General features: G+C 38.9%; 19 protein-coding genes. 12 read left to right on the top strand and 7 right to left on the bottom strand.

The annotated features are described in order from the left end of the window. Positions 1-33 precede the first annotated feature (33 nt). Together tgt and AN486_RS23635 are read right to left on the bottom strand one after the other, a co-directional pair. Positions 34-1,182, bottom strand: a complete 1,149-nt coding sequence (gene tgt, locus AN486_RS23640) for a tRNA guanosine(34) transglycosylase Tgt (protein WP_053540735.1) — start codon at positions 1,180-1,182, stop codon at positions 34-36. Between the two features lie 341 nt (positions 1,183-1,523). Continuing rightward, positions 1,524-1,976: a hypothetical protein gene (locus AN486_RS23635; RefSeq protein ID WP_039200255.1), complete on the bottom strand. Its 453-nt coding sequence runs from the start codon at positions 1,974-1,976 to the stop codon at positions 1,524-1,526. A 211-nt stretch (positions 1,977-2,187) separates the two neighbouring features. Between AN486_RS23635 and cobS the strand changes: the two genes are divergently transcribed. From cobS to AN486_RS23575, 12 genes are all read left to right on the top strand, one after another. After that, positions 2,188-2,961 (top strand): adenosylcobinamide-GDP ribazoletransferase, encoded by a 774-nt coding sequence (gene cobS / locus AN486_RS23630; RefSeq protein WP_290602766.1) that lies wholly within the window; start codon positions 2,188-2,190, stop codon positions 2,959-2,961. Positions 2,962-3,024: 63 nt separating this feature from the next. Beyond that, complete coding sequence (locus AN486_RS23625; protein ID WP_053540732.1) at positions 3,025-3,609, top strand: DUF3782 domain-containing protein; 585 nt, start codon at positions 3,025-3,027, stop codon at positions 3,607-3,609. Between the two features lie 366 nt (positions 3,610-3,975). Next, positions 3,976-5,565: a GUN4 domain-containing protein gene (locus tag AN486_RS23620; protein ID WP_290602764.1), complete on the top strand. Its 1,590-nt coding sequence runs from the start codon at positions 3,976-3,978 to the stop codon at positions 5,563-5,565. A 193-nt stretch (positions 5,566-5,758) separates the two neighbouring features. Continuing rightward, positions 5,759-6,052 (top strand): DUF433 domain-containing protein, encoded by a 294-nt coding sequence (locus AN486_RS23615; RefSeq protein WP_290602763.1) that lies wholly within the window; start codon positions 5,759-5,761, stop codon positions 6,050-6,052. 108 nt (positions 6,053-6,160) lie between these two features. After that, on the top strand, positions 6,161-6,391 hold the full coding sequence (locus AN486_RS23610; RefSeq protein WP_039200252.1) for a hypothetical protein: 231 nt from the start codon (positions 6,161-6,163) through the stop codon (positions 6,389-6,391). Positions 6,392-6,516: 125 nt separating this feature from the next. Continuing rightward, positions 6,517-6,756, top strand: coding sequence for a type II toxin-antitoxin system RelE/ParE family toxin (locus AN486_RS23605; protein ID WP_071992837.1), 240 nt, complete (start codon positions 6,517-6,519; stop codon positions 6,754-6,756). A 61-nt stretch (positions 6,757-6,817) separates the two neighbouring features. Then, positions 6,818-7,039 carry a hypothetical protein gene (locus tag AN486_RS23600; RefSeq protein WP_027403257.1) on the top strand — a complete coding sequence of 74 codons (222 nt, stop codon included), beginning with the start codon at positions 6,818-6,820 and terminating at the stop codon, positions 7,037-7,039. Between the two features lie 17 nt (positions 7,040-7,056). Continuing rightward, a complete protein-coding gene (locus AN486_RS23595; RefSeq protein WP_290602761.1) occupies positions 7,057-7,422 on the top strand; it encodes a hypothetical protein in 366 nt (121 codons plus the stop codon). Next, positions 7,412-7,750, top strand: coding sequence for a type II toxin-antitoxin system PemK/MazF family toxin (locus tag AN486_RS23590; RefSeq protein WP_168635776.1), 339 nt, complete (start codon positions 7,412-7,414; stop codon positions 7,748-7,750). Before AN486_RS23595 ends, AN486_RS23590 begins: the two co-directional genes overlap by 11 nt. A gap of 51 nt (positions 7,751-7,801) precedes the next feature. Beyond that, a complete protein-coding gene (locus AN486_RS23585) occupies positions 7,802-7,930 on the top strand; it encodes a hypothetical protein (protein WP_290602759.1) in 129 nt (42 codons plus the stop codon). A 71-nt stretch (positions 7,931-8,001) separates the two neighbouring features. After that, positions 8,002-8,838 carry a 4-hydroxy-tetrahydrodipicolinate reductase gene (dapB, locus tag AN486_RS23580; RefSeq protein ID WP_290602757.1) on the top strand — a complete coding sequence of 279 codons (837 nt, stop codon included), beginning with the start codon at positions 8,002-8,004 and terminating at the stop codon, positions 8,836-8,838. Positions 8,839-8,906: 68 nt separating this feature from the next. Further along, positions 8,907-9,587, top strand: a complete 681-nt coding sequence (locus tag AN486_RS23575; RefSeq protein WP_290602755.1) for a phosphate ABC transporter permease — start codon at positions 8,907-8,909, stop codon at positions 9,585-9,587. A 178-nt stretch (positions 9,588-9,765) separates the two neighbouring features. On the opposite strand, the gene AN486_RS23570 is transcribed toward AN486_RS23575, so the two are convergent. The 5 genes from AN486_RS23570 to AN486_RS23550 form a co-directional block, all read right to left on the bottom strand. Next, the gene (locus AN486_RS23570) at positions 9,766-10,395 is read right to left on the bottom strand and encodes a precorrin-8X methylmutase (protein ID WP_290602753.1); all 630 of its coding nucleotides are present in this window, start codon (positions 10,393-10,395) and stop codon (positions 9,766-9,768) included. 105 nt (positions 10,396-10,500) lie between these two features. Then, positions 10,501-11,310 carry a TPM domain-containing protein gene (locus AN486_RS23565; protein ID WP_039204881.1) on the bottom strand — a complete coding sequence of 270 codons (810 nt, stop codon included), beginning with the start codon at positions 11,308-11,310 and terminating at the stop codon, positions 10,501-10,503. A gap of 453 nt (positions 11,311-11,763) precedes the next feature. Further along, positions 11,764-12,177: a hypothetical protein gene (locus tag AN486_RS23560; RefSeq protein ID WP_035082915.1), complete on the bottom strand. Its 414-nt coding sequence runs from the start codon at positions 12,175-12,177 to the stop codon at positions 11,764-11,766. Positions 12,178-12,307: 130 nt separating this feature from the next. Then, entirely contained in the window at positions 12,308-12,685 is a 378-nt protein-coding gene (locus AN486_RS23555) for a YtxH domain-containing protein (RefSeq protein WP_290602749.1), read from the bottom strand. A gap of 313 nt (positions 12,686-12,998) precedes the next feature. Continuing rightward, positions 12,999-13,973 carry a sucrase ferredoxin gene (locus AN486_RS23550; protein ID WP_290602748.1) on the bottom strand — a complete coding sequence of 325 codons (975 nt, stop codon included), beginning with the start codon at positions 13,971-13,973 and terminating at the stop codon, positions 12,999-13,001. Positions 13,974-14,476: the final 503 nt, after the last annotated feature.

Raw genomic sequence — 14,476 nt, 5'->3', positions numbered from 1 at the left:
CCTCCCCCACCTCCCCTACCCCCCTGCTTACCTTCACCCGTCATTTTCGGGTTGACAGACTACTAGTTCAATTTCTGATGGTTCTAACCAATGACCAAAATCTGTGACAAAGCGATCGCTCAAAATAGAGGCGCGAATTTTTTGGGTAAAGCGAATCAGTTCGGTGATGTTATGAATAGTCAACAAAGTATAAGCTAGTATTTCCTGCGATCGCACTAAATGAGATAAATAAGCCCGACTGAAATTTTCACAGGTGTAACAAGGGCAAGTTGTATCCAATGGTGTAAAATCTTCACGAAACTTAGCATTTTTGATGTTCCAGCGTTCACCGGAGACAATAGCCGTTCCATGTCTAGCCCAGCGGGTGGGAATAACGCAATCAAATAAATCTACCCCAGAAGCGATGGCGATCGCCATTTCTCGATAAGTTCCCACACCCATCAAATAGCGGGGTTTATTCACCGGTAACAACGGCGCTGTAGTTTGGACAATTTGCGCCATTAAATCCGTTGGTTCACCCACACTCACCCCACCAATGGCATATCCCGGCATATCCAACTGCGCCAATTCTTGAGCAGCACGGGCGCGTAAGTCTAAATATACTCCCCCCTGGACAATGGGAAACAATGCCTGATCCTGGCGTTGATGGGCGGATATAGAGCGTTTTAACCAGCGATAGGTTCGGTCAGTGGCGGCTTCAACTTCCTGACGAGTGGCAGGATAGGGAGGACATTCATCAAAAGCCATGATCACATCCGCCCCTAAAATATTCTGAATTTCAATAGAGCGTTCTGGCGTTAATTTAATGATTTGCCCATCATGAGGAGAACGGAAAGTTACACCTTCTTCAGTAATTTTCCGCATTTCGCTCAGACTGAAAACCTGAAATCCACCGGAATCTGTGAGCATGGGACCAGACCAACCCATGAATTTATGTAATCCACCACCACCAGCCACAATGGCTTCTCCCGGTTGGAGATGTAAATGATAGGTATTAGCTAAAACCATCTGCGCTCCTGTTGCTCCCAGTTGGGCAGGGGTGATAGTTTTGACATTAGCTAATGTTCCCACAGGCATAAACCTGGGTGTTTCTACAATTCCGTGGGGAGTAGAAAATATTCCGGCTCTAGCTTTGGTCTGGCTACAGGTAGCGAGACTTTCAAAGGAAAAATTGGCGCTCAAGGCAAAAATACTAGTTAGCTAAATTTATCCATCAACTTAACATTTTTGGTGTTACTTAGGGCGTTCGTGGGGGTTTTTGTCTTGTGAGGGTCATACCCCGCAATCCACTATGACCCCAAAGAGGATATGATTTCTTTAGTTAAGGTTTTGTGATACCTCCTTTCTTCTCAGGAATTACGCAAAATATCCCTCAAACCCTCATTTCTCTGTGTTCTCTGTGCCTCTGTGGTTCGTTATTCCATGAATTATGCGTAAGTCCTACTTCTACCTCATTCTTTCTCCTGACGGTCACTGAGCGAAGTCGATAGCGTAGCGTGGCGTTAGCCATAGTGCTGACTCCTTTAAAAAGAATCACAGCAGTCGTCATCAATTTCCGCATCCCATCTAGCTGCTAAGACTTGATCCATCATCGCTTCTATAACCGTAACGTTAAATTGGCGATCGCGTCGGGCTTGCAAAGGTGTGGAAAGAGGAATCAAGCGTAAACACATTTGCTCTTGAATCAAGTCGAAGTAGGTTTCTTGCTGTGGAGATTGTTTTAATTCCAGATAATCAAAACTATCCACATTCACATATAGTGCATGGTTGGTGACTAAGGTAGACCGATGGGAATTAGCGAATACTTCCATTACATCTCCGTCACCCTCACTCAGTAGCTTGTTTTCTTGGGTGTAAATGTAGTGGACCCTACCTAAATCACGCAGCAATTGGCGGATATCGAGTTTGTTAACAACTATGCCCATGTTGACTATGCACGGGGCTGGTATTTTGGTGTGGGGTAGATGATGACTCATAGAGAAATAGCGGGTTATGGAAGGTGAGTGACAACGCAGCCAGACAATCAATGAGATGGATTGTTAATTTCCCATAGTTCCAAAATATCAAGTTTAGGAGGCGATCGTCTCATCTTTTGAGGTAGATTGTCAGTCTGGGAGTGATTTATGATGAGAACATTTATATTCATGAATACTGGAAGTATTTGACTAATGGAACTCTATATAAAGTATGGCTAATGTTTTGCGCTGGTGGCAACAGCAATTGCTAAATTTAGTTGCGGCTGTGATTTTCTATACAGCAATTCCCTTACCCTATCTGCAAAATTTGGACTTCCAGAAGGTTGCTTGTTTTGCACCGGTGATTGGGTTGATGATTGGGGGGATTTTAGGTGGATTAGATACAGGGATGAATTATTTAGGTGTCCCCGTGCTAACTCGTAATGCTTTGGTAGTGGGTGCGTGGATAGTAATTACGGGAGGATTACATTTAGATGGAGCAATGGATACAGCCGATGGTTTAGCGGTGGGTGATCCTCAACGCAGATTGCAGGTAATGATGGATAGTGCTACTGGGGCGTTTGGGGCAATGTCCGCTATTATAATTATTATTTTGAAAACAACAGCTTTAACAGAGATAGCTGAAAACCATTATTTTGTATTAATGGCTGCTTGTGGGTGGGGACGTTGGGGACAACAAATGGCTATTTGTCAATACCCTTATCTGAAACCGACTGGTAAAGGTGCGGTTCATAAACAAGCGATTCGTTCTTATTTAGATTTATTACCAAGCTTCTTTTTATTGCTGGGTTTGAGTGCTGTTGTTTGGTTAATTTATCCCCAAAAGTTAGTTTTATCTGTGGGGATGGTTTTGGCTGGAAGTGTGATTTCTGTTGTTACCGCAGCTTGGTTTAATTATAAGTTGGGTGGACATACGGGAGATACTTATGGGGCTGTGGTGGAGTGGACTGAAGCGTTGTTTTTGTGTGTGGTTAGCAGTATTTAGGGTTTACCAGATTTTTTAAATTTGGCAGATTATAATAAACATTATTACGGAAAAAAAGTGTTTATGGCAACATCAGAAGATGTATGGCAACTGTTAGCAGAATTAGCTACTGCTCAAAAAGAAACTGACCTACTATTGAAAGAAGTTAGTCAGCAACAGAAAGAGAATGCCGAACAACAGAAGGCAACTGACCGCCAACTCAAAGAATTAGGTAAACAAATTGGGGGACTCGGTGCAAAATTTGGCAGTTTTACCGAAGGTCTTGCCCTGCCTTCAATGGAAACTATTTTGGGACAACAATTTGGGATGGAAGTTATCAGTCCCAGTGTGCGAGTTAGTAAGGGAGGACAACACATGGAAATTGATGTTCTTGCTTATGCTAATGGTGAGCTAAATACTGCCTATATTGTTGAGGTTAAAAGTCATGCAAGGGAAGATTCTATTACTCAATTAAAAAGTATTTTACAACGGTTTCGTAACTTTTTTCCTGAACACAAAAACAAACGACTTTATGGCATATTAGCCTCTGTTGATTTGTCTAACGAATTACGCGAGAAAATTCTGCAAGAAGGGCTTTATGTGGCTCGTATTCATGATCAAGTTTTCGAGTTGGATATTCCCAATAATTTTCAGGCTCAAAGTTATTAGTGCGATCGCCAATTATTGCAGTGTAATATAAAGATCACCATTATTCCATTATTCCTATAGATTATGTTAAGGAAGACAACGAATTATTAAGCTAACAGACAAGAATGGCGATCGCTATAGGCTGGACTAAAACGTTGTTTTTGTGTATAATTACCAGTATTTAGGGTTTACCAGATTTTTTAAATTTGGCAAATTATTTCCGATTGCGTTTTTTTCTAGCGCTGATTTCCAGTCTAATTTTGATCACTTGCACAATTCTAGCTATATTGAAACGCCTAGTTTTGAAAAGGCTGTGGACATAGTTATGCTGATCATTGGTAATCATAATGTTGCACTATTTTAACCTTACAAAATATTAAAAATCAAATGCTGCAAATCACCAGAGACTATTGCGAGGGAATGATCGAAGGATTCGGCTATAATCCGCTTACAGGCAAGATTTACGACAAATATGTTACTTATGAACGAAAGGTTGTTGCAGGTGAAAAAAAAGGTGCGATCGCTGAGTTATCATTCAAAAGGGTAACATCTACTGCTGAATTAAATAGCGTTTTGGGTATAGATGCCAGCGCGAGTTTGAATGCTTCTTGGTTTACGGGACAAGCTTCTCTCAAAGCGAAGGTTTCTCTGGAATCTAGCGAAAAAACTGAGGAATTTGCTACTTTTTCGGTGTTGTATGTGAAAGTACGCGAAGCACCAATAATGCTTGAGGAAGTTGATTTAAGTCCCAGAATACGCAATTTTCTTAAAGAAAATGGACTAGATGACTTTTATCAGGTGGCTGGTTATGAATACATCGCTGGGATTATTCCTGGTGGTGAGTTTATCAGTACGATTAAGATTATTTCTAGTAACAGGGAAACTAAGGAAAAAGTTGATGCCGCCCTCAACGCGCAAAGTTCCTTTACTTCGGCAGTCCCTAGTAGTGGCTCAATTGAGGCTAATCTTGAGCTAAAATCAACATTTTCACAATTGGCAAAAAATAGCCAGGTGCAGATTGAAGCGCGATGTTATCGTAAAGGCGGTGATGGTTTGTTGGTGACAAACCCTGAAGATGCCCTTAATTATGCCCTCAATTTTCCGGCTTACCTACGGCAGTCGCCCAGTATTTTGCAAGTGATTTGTAAGCCTTATCAAGATTTACGGTCTTTTCCGAGGGGGTATGAAGTGATCGATATGATGACTTTACAACGGCAACAACGGCCATTGCAAGAACTTTTTGATATATTTCAACAAAAATCTAAAACTATTGCTCAAATTGACCAGATTCTTTTGAATCCAATGCAGTTTCATGGGGTGGAAGAAGAGGTTTTAAGGGAGGAGAAAAAAAAGTTAGAACATCAATTGGATGAGATTGCTGAGAACGCAACTAAATATGCTAACAATCCTCAAGATATTAGCGTTGATAGCAGCGATTTTCTGCCTATTTCCCTCGCTTTACCCACCCGAAGACTGGTAGAATTAAAGTCTGGTTTAGGAATGGATTATACTAAGCTATCAGATTTACTTTTTGCCAAGAAATGGGAAGAGGCAGACGAAGAAACCAGACAACTAATTTTAAAGTCCGTTAACAGGGAAAACGAAGGTTCTTTAAATTGTGATAGCCTTCACAATCTTTCCCTAGAGGAATTACGCATTATTGACCAACTGTGGTTAAAATACTCTCAGGGTAGATTTGGGTTTTCTGTACAGAAAAAAATCTGGCTTGAATTAGGTGGTAAATTTGACGTAGATGCTCAAAAAGATGACTATGATAAACTACTAGAGAAATTAGGCTGGAAAAAAATGAAGAATTGGTTAAACTACTCTGAACTTACCCCCGAACTCATCTTTGGTGCAAATGCGCCACATGGACACCTGCCTTCTGGCAAAGTGAGGATTTTGTCGGAGATTCCAGAGCATTGGGTAGAAATTGAACTCTTTTTTATTTTATCCAATATTATCGCTAAACTATAACGCATAAAAAATTTATATCAATAAAAAATATTTCTGCTCAAAGCCTTTAGTGCGAGTTCGTAACACAATCGTAGGGAAATAATACCATTATGTCCTAATATTTTTGCAACAGAAAATCAATTAAAGTTATAATAAAGTTATCAAACTAAGTTGAAATTATTATTTCTGCAAAGTTTTCCTTCAAATAAAATTAATGAAATCACTTTTTTCATTATCTCCATTATTATTAGATCAAAATGAAGAAAACCCCATAAAAAATTCTATCACAGTTGATCCAGATATTTGCAATGGAAAACCCATTATCGCTGGAACAAGAATTTCTGTACAAACCGTGATGGAGTTTTTGGCAGCAGGAGATTCCATTGAAGAAATTTTAGAAGAATATCCTTCCCTCTCAAGAGAAGATATTTATGCCTGTCTCCAATTTGCTACAAAATTAAGCGTTAGTTTCCCTAGAATCAGAAAAATTAATATTGCTTTGTCCTGATACTTCTAATCTTAGTTTAGTTTACTAAATTATCAGCAAGTTAAGCGAAATTCACGATTATTACAGCAAGTAGTGATATGATGAGAATAGTTATGAGGCATATAGATTATGAATACAACTCAAATGCGTAATCAAGTCAAACAAAATATTGATAAATTATCTCCAGAAAAACTAATAGTTATTGCTGAATTTTTACGTGATTTACTTAATGATGAAAATGAAGATGCAACAGAAGAATTATTAAAAATTTCTGGGTTTGAATCTGCTTTTGAACAAGCAAAACAACAAGTTCAAGAAGGGAAGGTAAAAGATTGGCGGATGATTAGAGATGACGTATAAAGTTCAATTATCATTAGAGGCAGAAAAAGTTTTTGCTAAAAGCAATAAAACCTTAGAGACTTCCAAGAAATAAATTATCCTAAGAAACGAACCACAGAGGCACAGAGTACACAGAGAGAGAATTTCTGCATCAGTTTTGGGACATTTTTTTATTTGGAAGTCTCTTAGCGAAAAAACTAGCAAGATGTTTTCAAACACTTGAAGAAAATCCTAGTTTTCATCCTAATATTAAGCCATTAAAAGGTAATTATTCAGGTTATTATCGTTATCGAGTTGGAGATTATCGAGTTGTTTATTCCATTGATGATGAAGTAGTTTTAGTTAATATTATTCTGATCGCTCATCGTAGTAAGATTTATGAGTAACATTTATTTTCCTGGATAATAACAAGCGGTTTCTTGTGGCACAATTGATAGAGGTTAATTCATGCTAAAAACCGTTCAGGGAATTTATAAGGATGGAAAGATCCAACTTGCTGAAATACCAAAGGACATTCACGAAGGCACTGTATTAGTTACATTTCTAGAAAACAAAACTAGAACTTGGTCAAATCTAATTTTGCAACATCAAGGTTTTGCAGATAGTATTACCTTTGAGTCCTATCGAAACGAATTGCTGCCACCTGATGAAACCATATTTTCAGTTTAATATTTTTAATTGAATTTATGCAATATTTACTTGATACTTGTGTAGCTAAATATCGCCAAATTGTCCGCGAGTTACTAATTTCTCATGCGACAATAAACGAGCCAAATAATGTTAGAATAAAATCACCCCTCTTAGATTTAGCTATGCGTGCGATTGAAACCACTGGTATCCTAAATACCCAAGGGCAAATCAAACTTGATCATCCCATTCCCCAAGCAAAGGACAGGGTTGTGCGCGTTATTCTTTTAATGCCAGAAGATGAACTTAATGAACAAACTTGGTTAGATACTGTTGCAAATAACCCTAGTTTTGCTTTTCTGCATGATCCAGAAGAAGATATTTATACCCTGAAAGATGGACAACCTGTAGGTTATGAAGGGTAAAATCGTTTTAATTCAATTTCCCTTTGACGATTTATCTTCCAGTAAAGTCCGTCCTGCCTATTGTCTAACCAATACAATTGGAGCATATCAGCACATTATTTTTGCCCTAATCACCAGCCGTATTCCCGAAAATCCCCTTCATACAGATATTATTCTCAGACCAGAAAATCCAGATTTTATTATGAGTGGTCTTCGTAAATCATCAACCATCAGACTTGATCATTTGGTAACACTTCGATCCTCACTTATTCAGCGTGAGTTAGGCTCATTATCATTAAAGACTCAAACCTTAATTGTGGATATTTTGTGTGATATTCTACATTTCTAAAAAGCGTTCTGAGATTAATCCATACTAAAAACTATTCAGAGTATTACAGAGATGAATAAACTCAGAAACAAGGTAGTACAACGTTTGGAAGTCATCCCTGATGATAAATTACAAGAAGTTCTTAGCTTTTTAAATTATCTAGCTTGGCAAAGCGAAAATCCTCAAACTCAAGAAGATTAATTGGCTTCTGTGCCGTTGGTTATCTCTTGTGAGACAATTTCTTTGTTGAATTAAAAATAATTCTTAAATCTATGAGCAATCAAACTTCTATTCCGGTTATTGTCAACGGTGCGGCTGGTAAAATGGGACGAGAGGTAATTAAAGCGGTAGCAGCAGCATCTGATTTGACTTTAATGGGTGCAATTGACACAACTCCTGAACATCAAGGTAAAGATGCGGGGGAATTGGCGGGTTTAAGTGAACCCTTGGAAGTACCAATTACGAATCAATTAGAGCCAATGTTGGCGTATGTGGCTGGGGAGAGACAGATGCAGCCGGGGGTATTAGTTGATTTTACTCATCCTGATGCAGTTTATAGCAATATTCGCAGTGCGATCGCCTATGGAATTCGTCCAGTTGTGGGAACTACGGGTTTAAGTCCGGCAAAACTCGAAGAATTAGCTGATTTTGCCGAAAAAGCCAGTACGGGTTGTTTAGTTATTCCTAACTTTTCCATTGGTATGGTACTACTCCAAGAAGCCGCCCTCAGAGCTTCCCAGTATTTTGATCATGTAGAAATTATCGAACTCCATCATAACCAAAAAGCTGATGCTCCTAGCGGTACAGCCATTCAAACTGCTCAACTATTAGCGGAAATGGGCAAAACTTTTAATACTGCTATTGTGGAAGAAACGGAGAAAATACCCGGAGCTAGAGGCAGTTTAGCAGACGAAGGGATTAGAATTCATAGTATCCGCTTACCAGGACTAATTGCCCACCAAGAAGTAATTTTTGGCGCAGCAGGACAAATTTATACCTTACGTCATGATACCAGCGATCGCGCCTGTTATATGCCAGGAGTAATATTAGCCATTCGCAAAGTTAATCAGCTAAAGTCATTAGTATATGGGCTAGAAAAAATACTTTAACTGTTAGCAATTTTCGACTGGTGATTTTCCAATCCAAAATCTAAAAGCCAAAATCCAAAATGTAAAATATGCTCGTTCCCTTAACTCGCCAAAAATTTGAACAAATCATCCCCCTAATTGCCTCTGGACCACAATATAAATACTATTGGGGGAAAGTAAGCAGTTTTGTGCAACGGATACTAATTTCTGTGGTGATCTTAGCTGTACTACTGCTGATACAATTCTTGTTTAGATTAGAATTTGGATTAATATTCTTCTTTGGGGTATTTGGCGCTTTCTTTTGGCTTTGGTATCCCATATTCCAAGCAAGTATACGCAATAGAAAATGCCGCCGTTACAAATACAGTGGCTTTTTTCGGGGACGAGTGTTAGACTGGTGGATTACGGATCGGTTAATGGGTAAACAGGAAACCGTGAATAGTAAAGGTGAGTTAGTCATCATCGAAAACCGCGAAAAGCGGATTAACTTAGAAATAGGCGACGATACAGGATTTACTGTGGAGTTTGAAGCTCCACTACGTAACGCTCATAAAGTCATTGCTCGTGGACAAATAGCTGAAATGGTGGTTATGTCCAATAGTTCTGATTTAAGCACTATTGAAGAATTCAGCGATATATATATTCCTAGTCGTGATTTATGGGTAAGTGATTACCCCTATGTCCGCAGAGACTTTTTTAACGAGGTTAGTGTGCGCTTGCGTGCAAATCAGGAGAGAAAACCCCGCCGTCGTTCGGGAGATAGGAAGTAGGGGCGCAGGGCCTGCGCCCTTCATCAGGAGTCAGGAGTCAGGAGTCAGGAGTTAGAAAGAAGAAAGAAGGAAAAAAGAAAAATTGCTCCCTACTCCCCCTACTCCCCTTACTCCCCCTACTCCCCCTACTCCCCTTACTCCCCCTACTCCCCTTACTCCCCCTACCCCCTGCCCTACATCATCCGCCTACATTTCTATCCTGTCCATAGGCTTGCCAAGCCAAATCCACTAAACCATCAACAATAGCAGCAGCTACGACAGCGTTACCCTTGCGACCTTCGACAGTAATATAAGGAACTAAGGATTCTTGTAATCGTTCTTTTACAATTTTTGAATTGATAAAACCTGCTGGGGTAGCAACTATTAAAGCGGGTCTAATTTCTTCCGCTTCAATTAATTCCACCAGTGCAGTTAAGGCTGTTTGTGCTTGACCAACTACAAATATCCCTTCTGGATAACGCCTAGCCAGAGTTTCAATGCCCCAAGCTGCACGGGTTTTTTCCTTTTGGGGTCGTGTTAGTGCTTCCATACTGCAATACACTGGATTAGCAAACGTATTTTGAATATCGTGGGATATACCCACCTGCACCATTGGCGCATCTACCACAATAGTAGTTCGCGTAGCTAAGGCGGCTGCTCCAGCTTGTAATGCTTGTTCTGAAAACCGAATCAAGGATTTATACTCAAGATCGGCTGTAGCGTAAACTACGCGACGGACGATTTCATACTCTGCTGGTGAAAAAATATGATCACCAATTTCATTATCAATAATTGCCAAACTCTGAGCATCAGTTACGTGCCATTCCATTGCTATTTAGCTTCTTATATATTAGCCTTTAGCTTATCAGTATTTTGGAGTTTGAACTGTAAAATTGCAAATTTCCCTTCCTAATCCCTATTCCCCAGTCATTTTTCAGGATTCAGCATCGGGAGAAATCCGATTCAGCATGGGAGATAAATAAGCTACTAAAGCACCAATGGCAAAAGCGGAAATATTGCGGACTAGAGGCAACCAATCGGTTGTCCGGGTAATAACTGGAGCAATACCGAAGGCAATAAATAACATTCCCCATAAAGGTGAGAAAATTAATGCCCATTGCCAAGCAACTATTTTTTTATCGCCACGGGGTTGGCCAGCAAAACCACAAATAATCCCGCCAACAGCGGAGGTAACAAGGGTGAGTATCCATTGTTCTCTAGGTAGTCCTGGAACGACGTTACAACCACCTTTGAGTAAACAACCTTTAACTGAATTTAGAGCCTGGAGAATGGCTTGATCTTCTCCTTCTTCACGAACAAAATATAAGTTACCAAAGCGGGTTTGTAGTTCAATCCAGAACGTGCGAGGTAAGAATTCATAAACTGCATCACCCACACTAAAGCTGAGGATGTTACCACCACGGGCATCTGCTACCAAAAGAATACTTTTATCATCTAAACCCCAATATTTAATCACTGCTCTACCTGGGGTACGGTCGTACTGAGTTAAAACGCGCAGTTTCCAACCGGTGTCAGTTTCAAACTGTTCTAATTCTTTAACTAGCTTTTCTTCTTGGGGGTCAGGGAGAGTTTTTGCTAAATCTACTACTGGTGTTACAAAGCTGGGTAGTAAATCGGGATTTTCATAAGCTAGGGCTGATGGGGAATCAATTGCTAAAATTGAGCCAACAAAGCAAAATACGGCAATTGATACTAAAATTCGTCGCCAAAAACACAGGTGCATGAACGTTTTTATACTATAAAATCAAGAGGATAATGTAACAAGTGCTTTTTAAAGCGTAATGTAAAAGTGATATTTCTTTACACTTCTTTACTTTACTCTAATATTTAGGTATCTTAACAAAATCTGATCAAGAAATTGGAATAAACTCCATAAAAATGCTTGATTTTTGATGGTATCAATACTTAAATATGCAGATAGTTAAATTTGATACAGCAAATTGAAACGGTTCATAGTTTAACCAAATATGAAACCCCTCTGGTAAACCTCTCCTTTGCACCTCTCCCTAACCCTCTCCTAAGAGGAGAGGGAAAAGGAATAATATTTAATACTGGAGAGGCTTTGAACCTTGTTCTTTGTATGATAAAAAAGTCCAGCTTCTAGCCGTTTTGAGTATAACTGCAAAGCCAATTTTACTCCTGAGTCCTGACTTCTGCTGTATGTTTCGGTAGTTTCTCATTCGGTTTTCGGATTGGCAAGTGTTTTTGTATTTTTCCTGGGATTTTTTTGGCGTGTGAAACTTTTCCACGCGGCTTTAAAGCCAATGAAGACGCTACGAGTGCCGATTTGCATACTTTCTGCTTGTTTCTTGGCATTATCCAGGCTTTGATCAAATTGTTTAACAACTTGACCGGCGCTTTTGACACCTTCACTAACATCCTCAGTTAAGTCTGTTATTTCTATACTGGTGTCGCGGATAGCGTTGAGAGTAGGCGGTAACTCCCGTGAAAGGGTGTCAAAGAATTTTTCGGCACTACGAGCAGCACGGGCTAATTCCTGCAAAGCGGGGATGGCTGCCACTAAAACGGTTGTTAGACTGACAGTAACTAGGAGGATGGATAGTCCCAGCCAAAATAAAGGATCAATCACGGTTAAGTAGGTTGGCGTTGAAAATTGTCGTTATAGCAAGGTAAGGGGCAATAGGCAAGGGGCAAAAGTAAAGAAGTTTTCAGCGATTTTACGTTTCTTTACACAGGTTGGTTTTATTGTGTTCACCTACTTATGGCATTTTTGAACGTTCTAGTTTTTCAGTCAGGGAATCGGTGTCGTCTGGGGTGCTGCTGATATCAACAGTATTTTGTTTGTGGAAACTTTGGCTTTCGCGCTGGGTAGCATCTATGCCAACAGCGATCGCTTCCCGCAATCTATCTACAGTTTCTTCCCAGTTGTCTAGGGTGCTACTAGAAAGACGATCTGCCTGAATTTGGACACTGGTAGAAATATCTTCCGCTAATTCGGGGATAGCATTGGCAGATTTTTTAATCAGTTTACGGGTTTCACGTCCTGTTCGCGGAGCAACTAATAAACCGACTAAAGTGCCGATAGCTGTTCCCAACATCAAACCACCAATAAAGATTCCAGAACGGTTATTAGACATTTTTTTATTTTTCTACTCCATAAAATTTAATTTTATACAGGAGTCTAGTACCCCAGGGCGGAAGTCAAAAGTCAAAAGTCAAAAGTCAAAACGAAGACAGTATAGGCTTTTTAACGATTTAGAATGGTTGGTTTATTTATGCCGTGTTGTACTATAGCAATCCTAAATGAAATGTGAACATCTCTTATTTTCCTACCTCTGTGTCCTCTGTGTCTCTGTGGTTCGTTAAAAAAACTAGTTCATAACTCAAATAGGAGTCCTATAGTTTTCTTTTAAGTATATACTTAAGCTTCTTCTTGACTCCTGCCATATTTTAACTATAAGTTGCCACTTTCTTCGCTACCAGCCAAAGATTAGATATAGCATATTTCAAACATACTGTTTCTTTGGAAGCATGACAAGAAACCTTAACTGTTTGTGTTTTCACATCATCTTTTATAAGTTTGGCGTGATAAGTGTAGAGAGTACCGGGAGGTTGTTCAAAACTCAACTCACCAATAATTGTATGATTATCTAAGCTTTTTTCGATGATTTTACCTGTTACTTGATAGTTAAACCAATCCCAACCTAAACGCAGCATGAGTTCTCTTTCCAAGATTTGGAGGGGATTTGGCAATATTCCCCAACCACGATAAACTTTATGTAAACATTGTATATCCCCAGTGTGGGTAAGAATTGATTTAAAGGTATCTTGATCGAGGATGCCATAATATCTTCCTTGGGGAAAATCTATGGCTGTGGGAGCAAATCTATGTCCTCCAAAGTGACTCGATTTCCAAATTCTGGTGTGATTTAACTGTAAATCAGCAATTGTATTTTGAGAGTAAAAGTAAAAAGGATTGCCATATCTAGCACAACATTGATCATGGCTTCCATGAGTACATACTAAGATATCTCTGGTAATACTAGATTCTATTTCATAATCAATACTCATTCCTGCTAACCATTTACTGACAATTCCGGCGACTTGTTCAATATTTGGTAATTTAAATTCTTGTTTTCGGTATCCTTGACTTAATCCCTGTTGCTGTTGATAAATTAATAGGGTTGTTTCTTGTCGTCTATGGGATTCATCATTGGCAATTAATAGAAACCGAATTGGTAGTTGATCGCGGGTTATATTTTCTACTAAACTGCGTAAGTTATCTGGTACCCATTTAGATTCAAAGGCTTCATAAACCCAAGGGGTAGGACATTCTATTAAAATGTAAGTTTGGTAGTTGGTAGCACTACCAATGATATCTTCTCGGATTTCTCGTGAATTATCTGCACAAAAAAGTTTATTCATTTAGACTTACTCAAGTAGAAAGTTAATGGTCAATGTTTAGATAAAATCCTGATTTTTTAAATTGCTTTTGCTTAAATAAATCCTATTGAAAAAATCATCTCAGAAACTATTCAAAAATATACAATAATTAAAAATACAGCATTATTTTATAATTTACAGGAGTTATTTTTAAAATGGTTACGGCTAATTTATGACTTATTTGATGGATACCGAATGAAATACATTCGCTAAGTAGGTTGGCGTTGAAAATTGTTGTTATGGCAAGGCAAGAGGCAAGAGGCAAGAGTAAAGAAGTTTTCAGCGATTTTACGTTTCTTTACACAGTTTGGTTTTATTGTGTTCACCTACTTAGTTAGTAAATTATATCTTAATTTATCTATATTGCGAAATATTCTCAATTGTCTGATAAAAAAATATAAAGATGTAAATCTTTATCTTGAACTAATCTTGTATTTTAATTCCAGCCTAATCTACCTCCCCTACCTCCCCTACCTCCCCTACCT

Source organism: Anabaena sp. AL93 (genome assembly GCF_001672085.1).
Lineage (GTDB): Bacteria > Cyanobacteriota > Cyanobacteriia > Cyanobacteriales > Nostocaceae > Dolichospermum > Dolichospermum heterosporum.
Note: the sequence above shows the minus strand (reverse complement) of the source record. Positions and strands in the feature narration are given on the sequence as shown.

What these genes read in the sequence shown, in the direction of transcription:
- cobS (WP_290602766.1), top strand. Translation starts at nt 2,188, where the DNA reads ATGGCTAATGTTTTGCGCTGGTGGCAACAGCAATTGCTAAATTTAGTT.
- AN486_RS23625 (WP_053540732.1), top strand. Translation starts at nt 3,025, where the DNA reads ATGGCAACATCAGAAGATGTATGGCAACTGTTAGCAGAATTAGCTACT.
- AN486_RS23555 (WP_290602749.1), bottom strand. Translation starts at nt 12,685, where the DNA reads ATGTCTAATAACCGTTCTGGAATCTTTATTGGTGGTTTGATGTTGGGA.
- AN486_RS23615 (WP_290602763.1), top strand. Translation starts at nt 5,759, where the DNA reads ATGAAATCACTTTTTTCATTATCTCCATTATTATTAGATCAAAATGAA.
- AN486_RS23610 (WP_039200252.1), top strand. Translation starts at nt 6,161, where the DNA reads ATGAATACAACTCAAATGCGTAATCAAGTCAAACAAAATATTGATAAA.
- AN486_RS23585 (WP_290602759.1), top strand. Translation starts at nt 7,802, where the DNA reads ATGAATAAACTCAGAAACAAGGTAGTACAACGTTTGGAAGTCATCCCT.
- AN486_RS23570 (WP_290602753.1), bottom strand. Translation starts at nt 10,395, where the DNA reads ATGGAATGGCACGTAACTGATGCTCAGAGTTTGGCAATTATTGATAAT.
- AN486_RS23575 (WP_290602755.1), top strand. Translation starts at nt 8,907, where the DNA reads ATGCTCGTTCCCTTAACTCGCCAAAAATTTGAACAAATCATCCCCCTA.
- AN486_RS23600 (WP_027403257.1), top strand. Translation starts at nt 6,818, where the DNA reads ATGCTAAAAACCGTTCAGGGAATTTATAAGGATGGAAAGATCCAACTT.
- AN486_RS23590 (WP_168635776.1), top strand. Translation starts at nt 7,412, where the DNA reads ATGAAGGGTAAAATCGTTTTAATTCAATTTCCCTTTGACGATTTATCT.
- AN486_RS23565 (WP_039204881.1), bottom strand. Translation starts at nt 11,310, where the DNA reads ATGCACCTGTGTTTTTGGCGACGAATTTTAGTATCAATTGCCGTATTT.
- AN486_RS23620 (WP_290602764.1), top strand. Translation starts at nt 3,976, where the DNA reads ATGCTGCAAATCACCAGAGACTATTGCGAGGGAATGATCGAAGGATTC.
- AN486_RS23550 (WP_290602748.1), bottom strand. Translation starts at nt 13,973, where the DNA reads ATGAATAAACTTTTTTGTGCAGATAATTCACGAGAAATCCGAGAAGAT.
- dapB (WP_290602757.1), top strand. Translation starts at nt 8,002, where the DNA reads ATGAGCAATCAAACTTCTATTCCGGTTATTGTCAACGGTGCGGCTGGT.
- AN486_RS23635 (WP_039200255.1), bottom strand. Translation starts at nt 1,976, where the DNA reads ATGAGTCATCATCTACCCCACACCAAAATACCAGCCCCGTGCATAGTC.
- AN486_RS23595 (WP_290602761.1), top strand. Translation starts at nt 7,057, where the DNA reads ATGCAATATTTACTTGATACTTGTGTAGCTAAATATCGCCAAATTGTC.